The sequence below is a fragment of the Shewanella sp. SM95 genome, assembly GCF_025653595.1.
Lineage (GTDB): Bacteria > Pseudomonadota > Gammaproteobacteria > Enterobacterales > Shewanellaceae > Shewanella > Shewanella oncorhynchi.
On the sequence record NZ_JAKKSE010000012.1, the window covers coordinates 85,172 to 102,947 of the forward strand.

Annotated in this window: 15 protein-coding genes; 12 read left to right on the plus strand and 3 right to left on the minus strand. The window is 46.1% G+C overall.

The genetic code is table 11. The features are described 5' to 3' along the window. Positions 1-93 precede the first annotated feature (93 nt). From L5M29_RS13970 to L5M29_RS14005, 8 genes are all read left to right on the plus strand, one after another. Positions 94-1,065: a hypothetical protein gene (locus tag L5M29_RS13970; protein ID WP_105251557.1), complete on the plus strand. Its 972-nt coding sequence runs from the start codon at positions 94-96 to the stop codon at positions 1,063-1,065. 13 nt (positions 1,066-1,078) lie between these two features. Next, complete coding sequence (locus L5M29_RS13975) at positions 1,079-1,978, plus strand: DUF350 domain-containing protein (protein WP_113939026.1); 900 nt, start codon at positions 1,079-1,081, stop codon at positions 1,976-1,978. A 4-nt stretch (positions 1,979-1,982) separates the two neighbouring features. Further along, positions 1,983-3,707: a polyamine aminopropyltransferase gene (locus tag L5M29_RS13980; protein ID WP_263168340.1), complete on the plus strand. Its 1,725-nt coding sequence runs from the start codon at positions 1,983-1,985 to the stop codon at positions 3,705-3,707. A gap of 78 nt (positions 3,708-3,785) precedes the next feature. After that, positions 3,786-4,199 carry a YjfI family protein gene (locus tag L5M29_RS13985; RefSeq protein WP_105251554.1) on the plus strand — a complete coding sequence of 138 codons (414 nt, stop codon included), beginning with the start codon at positions 3,786-3,788 and terminating at the stop codon, positions 4,197-4,199. A gap of 11 nt (positions 4,200-4,210) precedes the next feature. Further along, positions 4,211-4,900, plus strand: coding sequence for a PspA/IM30 family protein (locus L5M29_RS13990; RefSeq protein ID WP_028761835.1), 690 nt, complete (start codon positions 4,211-4,213; stop codon positions 4,898-4,900). 164 nt (positions 4,901-5,064) lie between these two features. After that, on the plus strand, positions 5,065-5,718 hold the full coding sequence (locus L5M29_RS13995) for a DUF4178 domain-containing protein (RefSeq protein ID WP_219253960.1): 654 nt from the start codon (positions 5,065-5,067) through the stop codon (positions 5,716-5,718). 101 nt (positions 5,719-5,819) lie between these two features. Beyond that, on the plus strand, positions 5,820-6,149 hold the full coding sequence (locus tag L5M29_RS14000; protein WP_028761837.1) for a hypothetical protein: 330 nt from the start codon (positions 5,820-5,822) through the stop codon (positions 6,147-6,149). A gap of 155 nt (positions 6,150-6,304) precedes the next feature. After that, positions 6,305-7,129 carry an ion transporter gene (locus L5M29_RS14005; protein ID WP_105253058.1) on the plus strand — a complete coding sequence of 275 codons (825 nt, stop codon included), beginning with the start codon at positions 6,305-6,307 and terminating at the stop codon, positions 7,127-7,129. Positions 7,130-7,212: 83 nt separating this feature from the next. Here the strand turns inward: L5M29_RS14005 and L5M29_RS14010 are convergent, their stop codons facing one another. Beyond that, positions 7,213-8,709 (minus strand): inorganic triphosphatase, encoded by a 1,497-nt coding sequence (locus tag L5M29_RS14010; protein ID WP_263168364.1) that lies wholly within the window; start codon positions 8,707-8,709, stop codon positions 7,213-7,215. Positions 8,710-8,940: 231 nt separating this feature from the next. Between L5M29_RS14010 and L5M29_RS14015 the strand changes: the two genes are divergently transcribed. From L5M29_RS14015 to putA, 4 genes are all read left to right on the plus strand, one after another. Continuing rightward, a complete protein-coding gene (locus L5M29_RS14015) occupies positions 8,941-9,621 on the plus strand; it encodes a TIGR00153 family protein (protein WP_105251552.1) in 681 nt (226 codons plus the stop codon). A 26-nt stretch (positions 9,622-9,647) separates the two neighbouring features. After that, a complete protein-coding gene (locus L5M29_RS14020; protein WP_212600432.1) occupies positions 9,648-10,937 on the plus strand; it encodes an inorganic phosphate transporter in 1,290 nt (429 codons plus the stop codon). Positions 10,938-11,161: 224 nt separating this feature from the next. Beyond that, complete coding sequence (locus L5M29_RS14025; RefSeq protein WP_113939030.1) at positions 11,162-11,713, plus strand: TIGR04211 family SH3 domain-containing protein; 552 nt, start codon at positions 11,162-11,164, stop codon at positions 11,711-11,713. Positions 11,714-11,970: 257 nt separating this feature from the next. Beyond that, positions 11,971-15,165 (plus strand): bifunctional proline dehydrogenase/L-glutamate gamma-semialdehyde dehydrogenase PutA, encoded by a 3,195-nt coding sequence (putA, locus tag L5M29_RS14030; RefSeq protein ID WP_263168341.1) that lies wholly within the window; start codon positions 11,971-11,973, stop codon positions 15,163-15,165. A gap of 144 nt (positions 15,166-15,309) precedes the next feature. Here putA and L5M29_RS14035 read toward each other — a convergent pair whose 3' ends face one another. Together L5M29_RS14035 and L5M29_RS14040 are read right to left on the minus strand one after the other, a co-directional pair. After that, positions 15,310-16,122 (minus strand): hypothetical protein, encoded by an 813-nt coding sequence (locus L5M29_RS14035; RefSeq protein ID WP_219251955.1) that lies wholly within the window; start codon positions 16,120-16,122, stop codon positions 15,310-15,312. A gap of 38 nt (positions 16,123-16,160) precedes the next feature. Continuing rightward, positions 16,161-17,771 carry a hypothetical protein gene (locus L5M29_RS14040; RefSeq protein ID WP_263168342.1) on the minus strand — a complete coding sequence of 537 codons (1,611 nt, stop codon included), beginning with the start codon at positions 17,769-17,771 and terminating at the stop codon, positions 16,161-16,163. Between the last annotated feature and the right edge of the window lie 5 nt (positions 17,772-17,776).

A 17,776-nucleotide genomic window follows, 5' to 3' on the forward strand; every position in this document is an offset into this window, starting at 1 on the left:
GGTACTATAACCTGCGCGGCAGGCATATTGGGCAAGCGGATTATTATTGCCTGCAAGTATTTGAGTTTTATTTCATTACCTTTTGGAGAAAACATGGCAGGAATGCTAACCCGTGTTCTCACATCGATACTTTTTTTAGCCGTTTCGCTATCGCTGACGGGTTGTGGCGATGACAGACCGGATAAAATCGCGAAGTATCAACAACTCACGCAGCAACGCCTCGCTACGCTCACGACGATGATCGATGACGGCCAGTTGCGTAACGCTAACCTCTTAAAACAATACACCACACTGTTAAAGCAGCAGAAACCCGATTTAGCGCCTCTGCTTGATGAATTAGCAAAGGATTCTGGCACCCAAGGCCCCATGTATACCTCGCTGAAACGTCGATTAGATGAGTCGAAAGTGGCGAGTAACTTTGCCGATCTCGATCAACAGCTGGCCGAAGCGGAAAATCTTTATCAAGCCGCAGATCCCAGTCTGTTTAACGATATGTTGTCTGATCCAGTCAACGTGGTCGCCGATATGTCCGACGGCAAACTGGCTCGCGTAAATGCGATTAGCCGTGAGGCCGCAACATTAGCCAATGGCGGTGAAGATTTTGGTCCAGGCAGTCAATTAGTTGGTAATCCCTCTTACGGCAACTGGCAAACCGACTCAAGCGGCACTTCGTTTTGGGCTTGGTATGGCATGTATTCGATGTTTTCGAATGTTTTCAATCGCCCAGTTTCCTACGATCGTTGGTCGGGTAACCGTGGTTATAGCTATTACAATGACGTAGGTCGTTATCGCTATACCTCACCCAAACAAGCGGATGCGCAAAATAAGACTTTCGAACAAACGAAAAAACGTTTCGACTCACAAGGCAAGCGCTTTGACAGCCCTTATGCTAAGCCGCGAACTGGTGGCACGGCGTTATCCCGTGAAAGTACCAGCGCACCTAAGGCCAGCACGACAAGTGCGAGCAAGAGTTCGAACAGTAAGTTTCGATCTAACTATGCTAAAGACAGCAGTTTCCGCAATTCCAGTAATCGCACGACCCGCAGTGTGCGCCGGGGCAAGTAACTAAGGATTTCCAATGACATTATTTCAGGATTTCGGTATCACACCAGAGCTAGCCATCATTCTGGCTATCGATCTCACCATAGCCGTAATTTTGCTAACGCTAATGCGTTATTTGCAAGGTTGGAGTGTAAAGGTCAATAGCAGTAAGGAGCTGGCAGAGCGGGATAACTTTGCCTTTGGCATAAGTACCGCTGGCGCAGTTGCCGCCCTAGGCATAGTGCTTACTGGCGCTATCACAGGCGCTGCGGCACACTCTTATCTTACCGAAGCGATTGGCATGAGCTGCTATGGTTTATTCGGTTTAGTACTGATTAAACTCGGCCGTTTTCTCCACGATAAAATAGCGCTAAATGAGTTTGATAAAAACGAGCAAATCATCAAAGGTAATGTGTCCGTCGCTATTGTCGATGCCAGCGTTGCTATTGCTACCGCCATTATCATTCGCTCCGTCTTGCTGTGGGCAGAAGATTTAACGGTCGATACCTTCATTGCCATCTTCAGCGCCTTTGCGATTTCGCAGTTGATGTTAGTGCTACTCACGCGCTGGCGTGAAAACCGTTTCGCAAGCCGCAACCAAGACTCGTCTATGCAGCAAGCCTTAGCCCAAGGTCATACAGCGTTAGCGCTACGCCATGCGGGTTACATGATTGCTATGGCACTGAGCTTTAATGCCGCCAGTCACTTTATTATTTATAATCCAACGGCTTATGTGACTAACGTGATCGGTTGGTTAGTGTTCTCAGTCATTATGCTGATCGCGCTCTCCTTACTGCTGTTCGTCGTGAAGAAACTGGTATTGGCCCGTATCGATTTAGCCGATGAAGTGGAAAGACAACACAATATCGGTATCGCCGCAGTAGAAATGGCGATCAGTATCGCTATCGCACTTATTCTTACGGCACTGATGGCTTAATCGAATGCAAGAAATTAGCTTAACTCCCTCGGCGGCTAGACCTAGCCGCCTAGGTTGGTTCGACGATGTTCTCTTATTGGGCATTATGGCCGTATTAGCAGGTTGCGGCCTGATCTACGAATATCTTTTATCCCACTATGCGGGCCGCATTTTAGGCGCATTAGAAGCCGCCATTTACACCATGATAGGCTTAATGATTGTCTCCATGGGGCTAGGTGCCTTCGCCGCGCGTAAGATCCGTGATGCCTTTACCGGTTTTGTGATCTTAGAACTCACAGTTGCACTCTGTGGCTCACTCGCCATTTTAATCACAGCAGCGGTGATTGGTTTTGGTCAACAACTGCCATTAATCATTGCTAACACCTTAGGTTTACCGCCAGATCAACTGCCCGAAGGTGGCATGATAGGCTCGCTGCAAAAACTCAGCGAATACTTACCCTATGTGTGGGGTGTGTTATTGGGCCTGATGATTGGTATGGAAATCCCGCTGATTGCGAGGGTTCGCCAATCCCTTTCCGACGAGCATTTACTGCATAACGCGGGCACCATTTACGGCGCTGATTACATAGGCGCAGGCATAGGTGCCGCCATTTGGGTTGGCTTTATGCTCGCCATCGATATCCAACTCGCCGCCGCCTTAACCGCCAGTTTCAATCTATTGGCAGGTTTTGTGTTTATCTGGCGATTCTGGCCTAAAATCCGCCGCGCTAAACTGCTTTTGAGTGGGCATTTTATCGTGACTGGCGTCTTACTCGTATTAGCAATCCACGGCCCACGCTGGGAGCAAGAATTCAATAATTTGCTCTATAAAGACAAAGTGGTTTACGCCAAAGCGACACGTTTCCAACAGCTGACCTTCACCGAGCGGTTGCGCGGTAACGGTCTGCCGCCCGTTTATGCTTTATACATCAATGGTCGCTTACAATTTTCTAGCATAGACGAGCACATCTACCATACGTTTCTCGTTCATCCTACGCTCGCGGCCAGTGCCCGTCACAACAAGGTGCTGATCATTGGCGGCGGTGATGGACTCGGTCTCAAACAAGTACTGCGCTGGGAACCTGAACAAGTCACGCTGCTCGATCTCGATGTGGGCCTAGTGCAATTATTTAAATCGCCCGATACAGATATGCCCGATAGTCTCAGTCGCGCTATGTTGGCGCTCAATGGCAACGCACTGAACGATCCCCGTGTCACAGTGATCAACGACGATGCATTTAATGGTGTCGATAAACTGATTGCCACAGGCGTGAAATACGATGCGATTATCGTAGACTTGCCCGATCCGAGCCATCCCGATCTTAATAAACTGTATTCGGACTATTTCTACCGTAAATTAAAGGAACTTATGAGCAGTGATGGCGCTCTGACTGTACAGTCGACATCGCCTTACCATGCCCCTAAGGCCTTTATTTCGGTAGCAAAAACCTTGGCATTGGCGGGATTTGACGTCAAGCAGTACCATCATAATGTGCCCAGTTTTGGTGAATGGGGCTGGAGTATTGCAACCTTAGGCGGACTCGATGCACAACACAGATTAGCGAAGTTAACTGTGTTGCCCATCAAAGATGACTGGCTCACTTTAGGTTTAGTGGATGGCGCCTTTGAGTTTCCAGCCAATTTTTATCAAGATGCCGCCAACATAAAACCCAATGAATTGGGTTCATTGCAGCTGTATCACTACCATTTGCAAGATTGGTCCGAGAATCAAGGACTGGATCTTTTTTAATAGGATGAGATAGTACTTGACATATTATGTCTCGGTGCTATCTTTGAACACAGACATAATATGTCAATAAGGACAAATATGAATATCCATACCATTGCCAATCACCTCAACAGTCTTGGCAACAACAGCCAAACTGGCTTTCAATTTGATTGTTATCCAATCGATGGTGAAGTCGAAGTGTTGCAAGTGAATGTGGTCGGCCGTGAAGAAATCCCGGTATTTGTATCGGTAACGGACAACCAAGTGCTTTGCATCAGCTACCTGTGGGGCGAGAACGAAGTAAATCAAGAACGTCGCAGTGAAATGTTTGAAACCATGCTAGAGCTCAACATTCCAATGCCCTTGTCAGCTTTTGCAAAAATTGATGACAAATACGTGGTTTACGGTGCGCTATCACTACAATCTAGCATGCTCGAAATCGAGCAAGAATTAGCAGTTTTATCTGATAACTGTTTAGAAGTTATTGATGAATTGGTCGACTATCTGAAATAAGGAGCCACAAAATGGGCATTCTGAATAAAATTTTAACAGCGTTTCGCGGTGGTGCCACCGAAGTTGGCCAAAGCATCGTTGACGCAAACTCAACCCGTATTTTCGAACAGGAAATCCGTGATGCAGAAAAGCATTTAACCAATGCTAAACGTGAACTGACCGATGTCATGGCAAAAGAAATGCAAGCCAGCCGTGAAATCGACCGTCTGAAACGTTCGATTGCAGAACACGAAGGTTATGCAACTCAAGCATTGGACAAAGGTAATGAAGCCTTAGCGATTGAAATTGCTGAAAAGATTGCTCAGTTAGACCAAGAGTTGTCTGAGCAACAAAGCGCCAACGACAGCTTTAGCGCCCATGCTGCACGCTTGAAAGACTTAGTGAAGAAAACCGAACGCCAATTGTCTGATTATCAACGTCAGTTGAGCATGGTTAAAACCACCGAAAGCGTCCAAAAAGCGACGGCAACCATTACTGACTCGTTCGCGTCTAGCAACTCTAAGCTGCTGAACGCTAAAGATTCACTAGAACGTATCAAGGCACGTCAGCAACAATTTGACGACCGTTTAAAAGCGGCTGAAACCTTAGCCGATGAAAACAGTGATAAGTCGTTGCAAGCCAAACTAGCCGAAGCGGGTATTGGTGAGCAAAAGTCAAACGCAAATGCAGTGCTAGATCGAATCAAAGCACGTAAAAGCTAAGCAATGATTGACCGAATGCCGAGTCTCAGTGGGATCATCACCCCCTACTGACCTCGGCATTTTTTTGTTTCATCCTCATTAAATAAAAATGACCACTATTGCCCGTGAATATCTGCTGCCAATCAATATGAGGCCGCACGCGAGCATAGTCAGCAGGAATCACTATGGGATTTTTCAATAGTATTTTTGGTAAGAAAGCCCCGCCACAGCGCGAGCTCAATCACCCGTCCCAGCTCAATGTCGGCGACATGATCTCAATTGATGATAGTTTTGCCCTGCCACCACAACTCCGTGGTCAACAATTAAGAGTCGAAGCCGTACATACTTACGAGTCGGAACGTAAACAACACTCCGAGTGGTTACTCAAGGGACATGGTAGCGATACTCTCTTTTTGAGCATTGAAGAAGACGACGAAACCTATCTCGCCTTTTCGATTAAGGTTTCCCGCGCCCAAGTGGAGCAATTATTCGATCTCGAGCAATTCAGCGCCCTGTTCGAGGAACCGGGTCATGCCGAGTTAACTACGCAAGTATTATCGGCCGACTTAGCTGAACAACTTGAACAATGGCTTGGAAAACAATACCACCAAGTGACTTTTGCCGCTTTTGGCTATTTCCATCGTCAGGATTATCGTGGCCAAAAGCCGCCACAGGATGCCAATGGCGCCACAGGTGAGCCCTTTGAGTACTATTTATTACTTGATGACAATGAAAGCTGCGCCGTCGAAGTGGAAGTCTACGAAGGGGGTGATACCGATGTTGTCTTGACCCTATATCGCCCGCTAACGGATATTCGGGAATACTGGCCGGCGAAATAACACGAAAATAAGATAAAGTGCGTGCTCGCACTTTATCAATAATCCCAATACAATCTCACAGATAAGCGCTAGAAACGGTTGATAGCAATAGGTAATACGCCATGAGTAAAACCAAACACCCTCTGCCCGAGCAATGGTTAAAGAACCAACAAGCCGCTAAGGCGACACAGGTTGCCTTCGATCTCGATGAAAAATTTCAATACTCTATTCGTAAAGCCGCGTTAGATGCAGGCGTTAGCCCTTCTGATCAAATTCGCACTATTTTAGGTCTTAGCGTATCGAAACGGCCAACGCGTCCGCGTCTTACCGTGTCACTCAATGCAGATGACTATGTGCAACTGGCAGAGAAATATGGTTTAAGTGCCGATTCACAGCTAGAAATTAAACGCCGTGTACTCGACGATTTAGTCCACTTTGTTGATGAAACCTAAAGCAACGCTGATCTCAAGCGCCAACCCTTCTTACCATTGGCTGGCGCGATTAATCGATTTATAGCCCTTTTATTAACTCAGTCAATTTACTCACAGCCTAAAGTCTTTTACTTTAGTAGTGATATTCGCCGCACTTAACAGGGATCATGTTTGGCATGACAGATAAAACCCCATGGTCGCTTCGCACCCTTGGCACTCCTTCTCCATTCGAAATGGCGATGATGCTATTGTCCTTGCTGTCGGTGATCATAGTACTTGTCATGACCTTCGGCCGCCTAGATAGCGAAACCTACCGCTTGCTCTTCTTTGTCGATACCAGTATTTGCATGATTTTTATGATCAACTTCTTTGTTGGGTTGATCCGTGCTCGCGATAAACGCTTTTTCATTAAACACCATTGGATTGATTTTATTGCCAGTATTCCGGCGATTGAAGCCCTACGTATGGCACGGCTTTTTCAAATCCTACGGGTAATACGCCTGATCCGCATGAGTCGCTCACTGCTGCTCCCACTGGTAAAACAACGTAAACAAGCCACCTTAGCCAGTTTACTGGTTGCTATGGTGACGATTCTAACATTAGCTTCCGTCATTATGCTCATCGTCGAAAGCGGCACCGAAGGCGCCAATATCCAGACCGCTGAGCAAGCGATTTGGTGGGCATTAGTCACTATCTCTACCGTCGGCTACGGCGATTATTATCCTGTAAGCACAGCAGGCCACATCATAGGTGGCGTGGTCATTGTCAGCGGTGTGAGTTTTTTTGGGGTGATTTCAGGTTATATGGCATCGGTATTTGTCGCGCCAGATGAATCTGAACGCCAAGAACGCCAAGATGCGCATAAAGCCGAAATCAAATCAGAACTTGAGCTAGCCTTAGCAAGAATGGAAGAAAACCAACAAAAAATAGAACAAAATCAAGCGCAAATGCTGGCTCAAATTGCGGAACTTAAGCAGGCTATCGAAACAAAAAATAGCTGACTTTGTTGCGAAAACGGACTAATGAAAAGGCTCAATCTATTTTAGATTGAGCCTTTTCCGTTTATCAGCGATAAAAAGTAATACTACCAGTAGACCTGCTGTTGCATCGCGTTACGGCGTGTCGATTCCATAGCAAACAACAAACTCTGCTGCTTGTCTTCCAGCCACTCAGCTAAATTGATATCTAACTCCCGACTCGCATCCTGTAAGGCGCGATAACAAGCCAAAGTTTTAATCCCAAGCGCGAGATCTTGCCAAGGTGCACGAAATGCGTCCCGTGATTTCGCCTCATATAAACTGCCGTAGGCATGACCCACAAGAATGCTCGCATCCAACACTGTGGCCACTTGTAGATAATTCGCCGCTGTCATGACGCTATTGAGTGGCATGACCTCAATTATCGCCATCCAAGAAGCTTGCTGAGCACGATCGGCATGCTGGCGTAAGCTAGGCTGATGGGTGATGTCCACTTCACCAGCACTGATCTTTAGCAACAGTTCAACAATAGCCAGCTGTAGTTGACCATATTCGATCTGTTGCCATAGGGAGAGTAAGCGTCCCGTCCGATTAATCTCTGTCAGTTGCGCCAGAAGTCGCGCCTTAACTTGGGCATGTTGGCCAAGTTTAGCAAATAAGCCTCTTTGGCTACCAAGCAAAGCGGTCAACGCCTGTGCCTGCTCAATAAAATCGAGCTGCTTTTCAATCAGCATAAATTGGCTAGACAGTGTCACATTCAATAATTCGAACTGATTTAAGGTCATGCGCAACAAACGAATACAGGCGCGCATCCGCCACCATAGTGCCACACAGGCTTCAGGGTCGCTTTCCTCTGCGATCATGCTCTCTAATAATTGCCAGCGCTCAAGGGCGGTTTCAAGCAGGATTTGGCAGTTTGCACTTAAATCCAGTAAAGAAGAATCGTGTGACTCGGCCAGTGGCAGAAATTCCAATGCTTTTAAATCGAGCGGCTTAGCCTTGCCCGCCAATCGATAGCCCCGCAGCGCTTTACTGGCCTTACCTAAACGCACGGGCACAACACTCGCCACCTGCATCGCCAGCTTAAGTAGCGCCTCAGTATCGCCACTGAGGAGTTCAAACTCGAGCTCACACAGGGCTTCTTGCTGACCATTTGCGGTGATTTCACCTATGTCTAACGCCACTTCGACTACGCTGTTATCAATCTGAACATGCCAAGCGCGACGATAAAAATCGGTGTGAAATATACAAGTCAACTGAGCTTGCGTCGCCGCTAAATCAGCATCAGCGGGCCAAATGCTGGTAGGAAATAGACTTAAGTCTGGGCTATCGGATTGGATAGTCACATTATATTCGGGCCGCGAATGAATGCCGCCCACGACTTGTCCTGCGGTTTTTATGGTCTGCTCTCGGTGCGCATCGTAACCGCGCACCCGCAATCCCATGTCCCACTGACGTAATTGCAAGTCAGGGGTGTCGAAGTAACCATTCGCCAAACGACGTTGACCTTGAGGTACGGCATTATCGAGACTATCTAACTTATTTATCAGGGATTCTTGATATATCGGCAGGAAAAACAGTTTTAATTCAATCTCAGCATTCATTGCGTAACCGCTCATTTTGTCATCAAATATTCATCGATGCGTCATCTTTAGTTCATAATGTCACAAATGTGTCATAAAAATCCCGTAGGATTTGGTTTTGCAGTTGGTATATAACCCGTTAGAATAAACCTGTCGTTTTTTCTGAAAAAACACAGTTTCAATACGCGGACGCATAGGTTAACATGCGCCCGCTTTTTCCAATAATGGAACAATCTAAATAGGTAAACGGCAATGCCAGTAAACTCTATTTTGGGCGTGTTTGCAAAATCGCCAATTAAGCCTCTTCAAGAGCACATGGACAAAGTACACGATTGCGCATCGTTACTCGTCCCCTTTTTCGAAGCCACTATCACAGGCAACTGGGACAGTGCAGTTCAATTACGTAAGCAAATTAGTTTAGCCGAGAAGCAAGCAGATTCACTAAAACGTGAAATCCGCCTTACTCTGCCAAGCGGTTTATTTATGCCAGTAGAACGTACAGATTTATTGGAACTTTTAACTCAACAAGACAAGATAGCCAACAAAGCCAAAGATATTTCCGGTCGTGTTATCGGCCGTCAGCTGTTAATCCCTCAGGTCATGCAAGTCCCATTTATTGCTTATCTACAACGCTGTATCGATGCGGTAGCACTAGCAAAACAAGTCATTAATGAACTCGAAGATCTGTTAGAAACAGGTTTCCGTGGCCGTGAAGTCGACTTAGTGGCAAAAATGATCAACGAACTCGATATCATCGAAGAAGATACTGACGATCTACAAATTCAGTTACGCCGTCAGTTATTCGCTATGGAATCTGAATTGAATCCTGTCGATGTGATGTTCCTCTACAAAACGATTGAATGGGTCGGTGGTCTTGCAGATCTTGCCGAACGCGTCGGTTCGCGTCTTGAGCTTATGCTGGCTCGCGTTTAACAAATTAAGGTTATCAAGGTATCAATATGGTTGATGCAGGTATTGAGGTGGCTAACGTCTTAGTCACCAATGGCCCGTGGCTTATTGCCATTGCGGCTGCATTTGGTTTTCTCATGGCATGGGGTATTGGGGCGAATGACGTCGCCAATGCGATGGGAACCTCTGTAGGTTCAAACGCAATTACAATTAAACAAGCGATTATTATCGCAATGATCTTTGAGTTTTCCGGTGCATTTTTAGCTGGGGGCGAAGTTACCAATACCATTCGTAGCGGTATTATTGATTCTAGCTATTTCACTGCGACTCCTGAATTGCTGGTTTACGGCATGATAGGATCATTGTTGGCAGCAGGTATTTGGCTTGTCGTCGCATCGGCCCTTGGCTGGCCGGTATCAACGACTCACTCCATCGTCGGTGCCATTATTGGTTTCGCCGCCGTGGGTGTTGGTGCAGATTCAGTCTCATGGGATAAAGTGGGCGGGATTGTAGGCTCTTGGGTCGTAACCCCCGCTATTTCGGGCTTTATGGCATTCATCCTCTTCCAAAGCACTCAAAAACTCATTTTCAACACTGACGATCCATTGAGTAATGCTAAGCGTTTCGTACCTTTCTATATGGCATTTGCTGGTTTCATCATGTCATTAATGACGATTATGAAAGGCTTATCCCATGTTGGTCTGCATTTCTCAGTTACCGAGTCTTACCTACTCGCAGGTGCTATTGCAGCTGTAGTTGGTATCTTAGGTAAAATCGCCATTTCACGCTTACAAATGAGTGATAAAGCAGATCGTCAAACCCAGTTCAAAAACGTTGAAAAAGTGTTTGCGATCCTGATGGTTCTGACAGCTTGTTGTATGGCTTTTGCCCATGGTTCAAACGATGTAGCAAATGCGATTGGCCCATTAGCGGCGGTTGTTTCTGTCGTCAATAGCGGTGGTGAGATTGCAGCGAAATCACCTCTAGTCTGGTGGATTTTACCTTTGGGTGCCGTAGGTATTGTGATGGGTCTGGCGATTTTTGGTCAGCGCGTTATGCAAACTATCGGAAAAAACATCACTCACTTAACGCCAAGTCGTGGTTTTGCGGCAGAATTAGCCGCGGCAACAACTGTAGTTATTGCTTCTAGCACTGGTTTACCTATTTCTACCACACAAACCTTAGTGGGTGCGGTATTAGGTGTAGGTATGGCCCGTGGTATCGCAGCGATTAACATTGGTGTGGTACGTAATATCGTCGTATCTTGGGTTGTGACCCTACCAGCAGGTGCTGGCCTATCAATCATCTTCTTCTATATGATTAAAGGTATTTTTAATTAAGAAGTCTCGCTAAATGTGTTGCTGACATTAAGCAGTATTAGCGCCTAGGACTAGAAGGTCGTAGGAAAGATTGAATTAAATTGGAATGGTCATAGCATGGATGCCGTAAAGTTGAGGGAAGTCTATGACTTCCCTCTTGCATTACAGGCCTCAAATCCCTAGCATGTGCAGACTATTTCGTTGATGAGAATACAAAAGTGTTTAGACTCCTGACTCTGGTAGGAATGATCTTGCTGTCTTCCAACCTGCTGGCCGAAGGCCAATCCCGCTACATCTCGGATAACGTGTTTCTGTATCTTTTAGGTGGCCCTGGTACTGAGTTTCGAATTGTTGGATCAATTGAAGCGGGTCAACCTGTGACACTGCTCAACGAAACTCAAGGTGATTACTCCAAAATAATCGACCATAAAGGCCGTGAAGGTTGGGTACAAACCAACTTGATCAGTTCGACTCAAAGTTTCCGTGAGCAAGTCCCTGCGTTAACAACTGAACTCGCACAGGCCAAAGCTAAGTTAGCAGAAGTATCAAGTTCAACGGATAATCATGCCGACGAACTGCTCGAATTAAAGGCTAAACTAAGCGAGTTAGAAACCAACCTAGCTAAAACGACTCAAGAACGTGATCAACTGAAAAATGCGGTAGATCGCACCGCTCAAGATGAGCGTTTTGAACTTTGGCGCCAAGGTGGATTAATCGCAGGCATGGGCTTAATCCTAGGCATTATTTTGGTGTATTTACCTAGACCACAACGTCGCAATAAAAAACGTTGGATGTGAGTCTGACACACAAAAAGTCTTAATTTACCTTCCAAAAGCCAGTGTTTTCAAACACTGGCTTTTTTGTCAATCAAGCGTTACATCGACTTATTAACAAGCTAATCAAACAAGCTTCACAATCTTTCACGCTATAGTGTTGTCCGTCACATTTTGGTTGTATAATCTGCGCGCGCAAACCTTCATATTGTATACAAAATATCAAATGCGTTTGGCGCCTCCCAATTTGTTTCAACAATAGCGCCCCAATAACGGCCAAGATGGAAGCGATAACTATGTTCAAAGCGAGTGAAGTGCTGGCAGGCCGCTACGATTCTGCCAATCTCGACGAACTGTTCAAAGCAGTCAGCGACAACTACATTGTCGATGAAGAACAATACTTGTCAGAGCTGATCAAACTAGTTCCCTCAAGTGATGAAGCCATAGAGCGCGTCACTCGTCGTGCCCACGAACTGGTCAATAAGGTTCGTCAATTCGATAAAAAAGGTTTGATGGTCGGCATAGATGCCTTCCTGCAACAGTACAGCTTAGAAACACAGGAAGGCATTATCCTGATGTGTTTAGCCGAAGCTTTACTACGAATTCCCGATGCGGCCACTGCCGATGCGCTGATTGAAGATAAGCTTTCAGGCGCTAAGTGGGATGAGCACATGAGCAAGAGTGACTCAGTGCTAGTTAACGCATCGACCTGGGGCTTAATGCTCACAGGTAAAATCGTTAAACTCGATAAAAAACTCGATGGCACCCCAAGCAACTTGCTGAGCCGCTTAGTGAATCGCCTCGGTGAACCTGTGATCCGTCAAGCCATGATGGCAGCGATGAAGATCATGGGTAAGCAGTTCGTACTGGGCCGCAACATGAAAGAAGCCCTAAAAAACAGCGAAGACAAACGTAAGTTAGGTTATACCCATTCATACGACATGCTGGGCGAAGCGGCGTTAACTCGCAAAGATGCCGAGAAATACTATACCGATTACGCCAATGCGATAACTGAGCTCGGTGCTCAAAGCTATAACGAAAATGAATCACCGCGCCCAACAATCTCCATCAAGCTATCGGCATTGCACCCACGTTACGAAGTGGCCAATGAAGACCGCGTCTTGACTGAACTGTACGACACAGTGATTCGCCTGATTAAGCTGGCACGTGGCTTAAATATCGGTATCTCTATCGATGCTGAAGAAGTCGATCGCCTCGAGTTATCACTAAAACTGTTCCAAAAACTGTTTAATTCTGAAGCAACTAAAGGCTGGGGATTACTCGGCATAGTAGTACAAGCCTACTCTAAGCGTGCCCTGCCCGTACTGGTTTGGTTAACGCGTCTAGCGAAAGATCAAGGGGATGAAATCCCAGTTCGCTTAGTTAAAGGCGCCTATTGGGATAGCGAACTTAAGTGGGCGCAACAAGCTGGCGAAGCCGCTTATCCACTCTACACTCGCAAAGCCGGTACTGACGTTTCTTACCTCGCCTGCGCCCGTTACTTGTTATCGGATGCGACTCGCGGTGCTATCTACCCACAATTTGCTAGCCACAATGCGCAAACCGTTGCGGCAATTTCCGATATGGCGGGCGATCGTAACCATGAGTTCCAACGCTTACACGGCATGGGACAAGAGCTGTACGACACGATTCTGGCTGAAGCCGGTGCTAAAGCGGTACGTATTTATGCGCCTATCGGTGCGCATAAAGATCTACTGCCCTACTTAGTTCGTCGCCTGCTGGAAAATGGCGCGAATACTTCGTTCGTCCACAAACTGGTCGATCCTAAAACCCCCATCGAGTCATTAGTGGTACATCCGCTAACAACACTGACGGGTTACAAAATCCTGGCTAACAACAGAATCGTTTTACCTGCCGATATTTTCGGTAGCGAGCGCAAAAATTCCAAGGGACTCAATATGAACATCATTTCCGAATCTGAGCCATTTTTCGCGGCACTAGAACAGTTTAAAAATACCCAATGGCAAGCGGGCCCTCTGGTTAACGGTAAAACCTTAACTGGCGAACATAAAACGGTTGTTAGCCCATACGACACTACCCAAACCGTAGGTCAAGTCGCCTTCGCCGACAAAGCTGCAATCGAAGCAGCCGTCGCGTCTGCTGAAGCAGCATTTGCCTCTTGGGCACGCACACCAGTGGAAACCCGTACATCTGCACTGCAAAAATTGGCCGATTTATTAGAAGAAAACCGCGAAGAATTGATCGCTCTTTGTACCCGTGAAGCGGGCAAGAGCATTCAAGACGGTATCGACGAAGTCCGTGAAGCCGTTGATTTCTGTCGTTACTACGCAGTACAAGCCAAGAAGATGATGGCAAAACCTGAACTACTTCCAGGCCCAACGGGTGAACTGAACGAACTGTTCCTCCAAGGCCGCGGCGTATTCGTGTGTATCAGCCCATGGAACTTCCCATTGGCCATCTTCCTCGGTCAAGTCTCTGCGGCATTAGCGGCGGGTAATACCGTCATCGCAAAACCCGCGGAGCAAACCTCAATTATTGGTTACCGTGCGGTTCAACTCGCTCATCAAGCAGGTATTCCTGTCGAAGTGCTGCAATTCCTACCGGGTACTGGTGCGACTGTGGGTAGCGCAATTACGGCCGATGAACGTATCGGTGGCGTGTGCTTTACCGGTTCAACTGGCACAGCAAAACTGATTAACCGCACACTCGCCAACCGCGAAGGCGCGATTATTCCATTAATCGCCGAAACTGGCGGCCAAAATGCCATGGTAGTGGACTCTACCTCTCAACCCGAGCAAGTGGTTAACGATGTGGTTTCATCGTCATTCACCAGCGCGGGCCAACGCTGCTCCGCACTGCGCGTGCTCTTCCTCCAAGAAGACATCGCCGATCGCGTGATCGAAGTCCTGCAAGGCGCCATGGATGAGTTAGTGATTGGCAACCCAAGTTCAATCAAAACCGACGTAGGCCCCGTGATTGACGCCACCGCCAAAGCCAACTTAGATGCGCATATCGATCATATCAAGCAAGTCGGTAAGCTTATCAAGCAAATGCCGCTGCCTGCTGGCACTGAGAACGGTCACTTCGTGTCGCCAACTGCAGTGGAAATCGACTCAATCAAAGTGCTCGAAAAAGAACACTTTGGCCCAATCCTGCACATTATTCGCTACAAGGCAGCAGAACTGAGCCAAGTGATCAACGAGATCAACAGCACAGGCTTTGGCTTAACCTTAGGTATCCACAGCCGTAACGAAGGCCATGCCCTTGAAGTTGCAGATAAAGTGAATGTCGGTAACGTCTACATCAACCGTAACCAAATCGGCGCTGTAGTGGGCGTACAACCTTTCGGCGGTCAAGGTCTGTCAGGCACAGGCCCTAAAGCCGGTGGCCCACACTACTTAACCCGTTTTGTGACTGAAAAGACTCGCACCAACAACATCACTGCCATCGGTGGTAACGCCACGTTACTGTCACTGGGTGATAGCGAAGAATAAGTACACTGAACTTGCTTTAGAATATCGCGATGCATCTTTAGCCATCGCGATAACAATAAAAAAGCCAGACTGAGTCTGGCTTTTTTATTAGAGTCTAAAACGGTACTTATCTATGACGTAACAACTTAATTAAAATCCCAGTCATTACATATCCGTCATTAATACGGGTTGACCAAAACCTTTAAGTTCAGCATGGGAGGACTCAAAATACTGCTGCCAAAACTGTTTCAACGGCAACATTACTTGACCGCCTCTAAATCCTTTTGATGTAGCAGGAACCCAACCCGCACCTAATACGTAAATATCTGCCTGCTTAAAATCACTCAGCATGTTCGCTTTTTGTATTTTTAGCATTTCTTGCTCAGGTTCGATAACTTTTAAGGTGTTTTTACTGTAAAAGCTGGTCACATCTGAATTTTCAACCATATCGGACACAAGTAACAATACTCGGCGTCCTTCGGTATCGGCAGCCACTTGCGGCGCAATAACCTGAGATAAATTACTGAGGATTTCAGTTTTAGGCAAATCCACATCATTAGGTTTAAAAGCATGTTTTATATGGGCATCAATTTTACTTCTAACGAACTGAGCCTGCTTATTCATGCAATTATCAAAAGCCATTAGATTTTTCTTCGATACGTCATCCCTGTCAGCAATATCAGTATCCAGCCTGCCACTAAACAAAACATCGGTATAAAAATCTTTTACATAAGCACTAAAGCTAATGATAGTGATTTTATCTCCAGCTTGTAGGAAGAGATGCACTTTCTCATGAACTAACTGTTTAATATTTATGTCCGGAGAAAAAGTACCATCAATCGCCACAAATAAATGTCGGCCAGAAACTGTCTTTGCCGTTAGTGGATCAATTTTGGCAAACTCGTAGCAACTTTTAATATCATTTCTCTCAGCGGCCATCGCAGGCAAACACATAGAAATAGCTAAAGTGCCAAACAAGCCAGTAACCACCAACTTAGCAAGCTTTGTCATTCCTGTCATGAACTTAACTCTCCAAGTATCTCTTTGCGTAAACGATCGCGCATCTGTTCTTCCGTTTCAACAACCTTTTTTTGCTGAGTTATTTCAGCAAGCAGCTCTTGTCGAATACGTTGTTCAGCTTGTTCTGGCGTTTCGGCCTCTGCAGCCTTTTTAGCATTCGCTTCAGCAACAAACTCGGCTTTCAATCTTGCTTCCATCGCCTCTGGTGCTTCGGAAGTTTCTACCTCAACAACATGAGACGTTGCCACCACAGCGGCACTTTTCATCGCCTGATGGCTGGCTAATGTTTGATGCTCACGTAAACGTACCGATTGATCATATCGATTTTCGGCATTACCTAAATCTTCCATATACATCAAGAATGAACGCTCACCACAGGCCTCTAACACCTCTAGCACCTTAGGATCTTGGCAATTAGTTTCGGCTTTTTGATTCATTCTTTGCTGCAAGTTAGTTAGGCGCTTCTGGGCCACGCGCGCGACTTGCTGCTTTAAACGAGAATAATGCGTCTTAAACTCACGCTCACTTTTAAAGTTGCCAATTTCTTTGCGCGCATCTTTAGAATGTTTGCCAGCAAATCCGGTTTTAAAACCAATTAAAATACCGAAAATCTGTAATAGGATGAATAAGAAAGCAAGAAAAATAAAAGTTCCCCAACCGCCTTTCTGTTCACGATCCCACACGTCATCCTTTGCTTTATCACCTGCACTTTTAGACTCATCCAGTAAGAGTGCTGGAGGTGCTTCAGCATAGGGGTCTTGTTCTTGATACAATCCACTCGTTTGCTGAATATTGACTTCATCAATGTGCATTTTTTCAAGCACTTGACCACGCACATAGGTTGCCAATACTGCAATCACTAGGATCGCAATAGCTGTAACCGTGGTGATGAAATAACGGGGCTTAACCTCTGCGTTAGTAGAGATCCGATTAATGAGTTGCTTATATTGAGGCTCATTATCATCCTCAAAGGTTTTATCTAAATTAATGCGAGTATTAGGTGCCAGTTCTGGCGTCGATTTGTCGCGGTTTTTAGCATTTTTCCACCAGACCTTGGCCTTTTTAATGAGCGAGTTAGCATGCAGCTCATGTCCAGTAAAGTGAGTTAAACCTACCAGTAAAACCGAGATGATGAAGGCGATACCCACAGCACCTTGCTGCTGTAGTTTTTCCGATGCTCCGGGAATCGTGAAACCTGAAAGAACGTAACTAAATCCCATTGCTTCAACAAACACTAAGGCGGCAATCAATATCCACCCCAAAATATGTAAGTTGTTACGACCATTTTCAGTCACTTTACCTAAATAGTCTTGGCTTTTACTGAAAAGCTCCTCGTCCTTATTCACTTTCTCATAATGAGCGGCAAAATCAGTACACAGTGCGACTTCAGTATTCAACCAATCCTTATCGTAAATCTTAACTTGGGTTTCATAATCTTTCGCTAAGCGACTCTCCTTACCGATTACCGGAAAGGCATACCATGTATTAAGCCACCAGAAACTGACCTTATCCCACCAAACCGTAATAATGACCACTAATACCATCAACGAAAGTAACAGCGACACTAACGTGCGATACTCATTAAATAACATAGACACAAAATCCATTTACC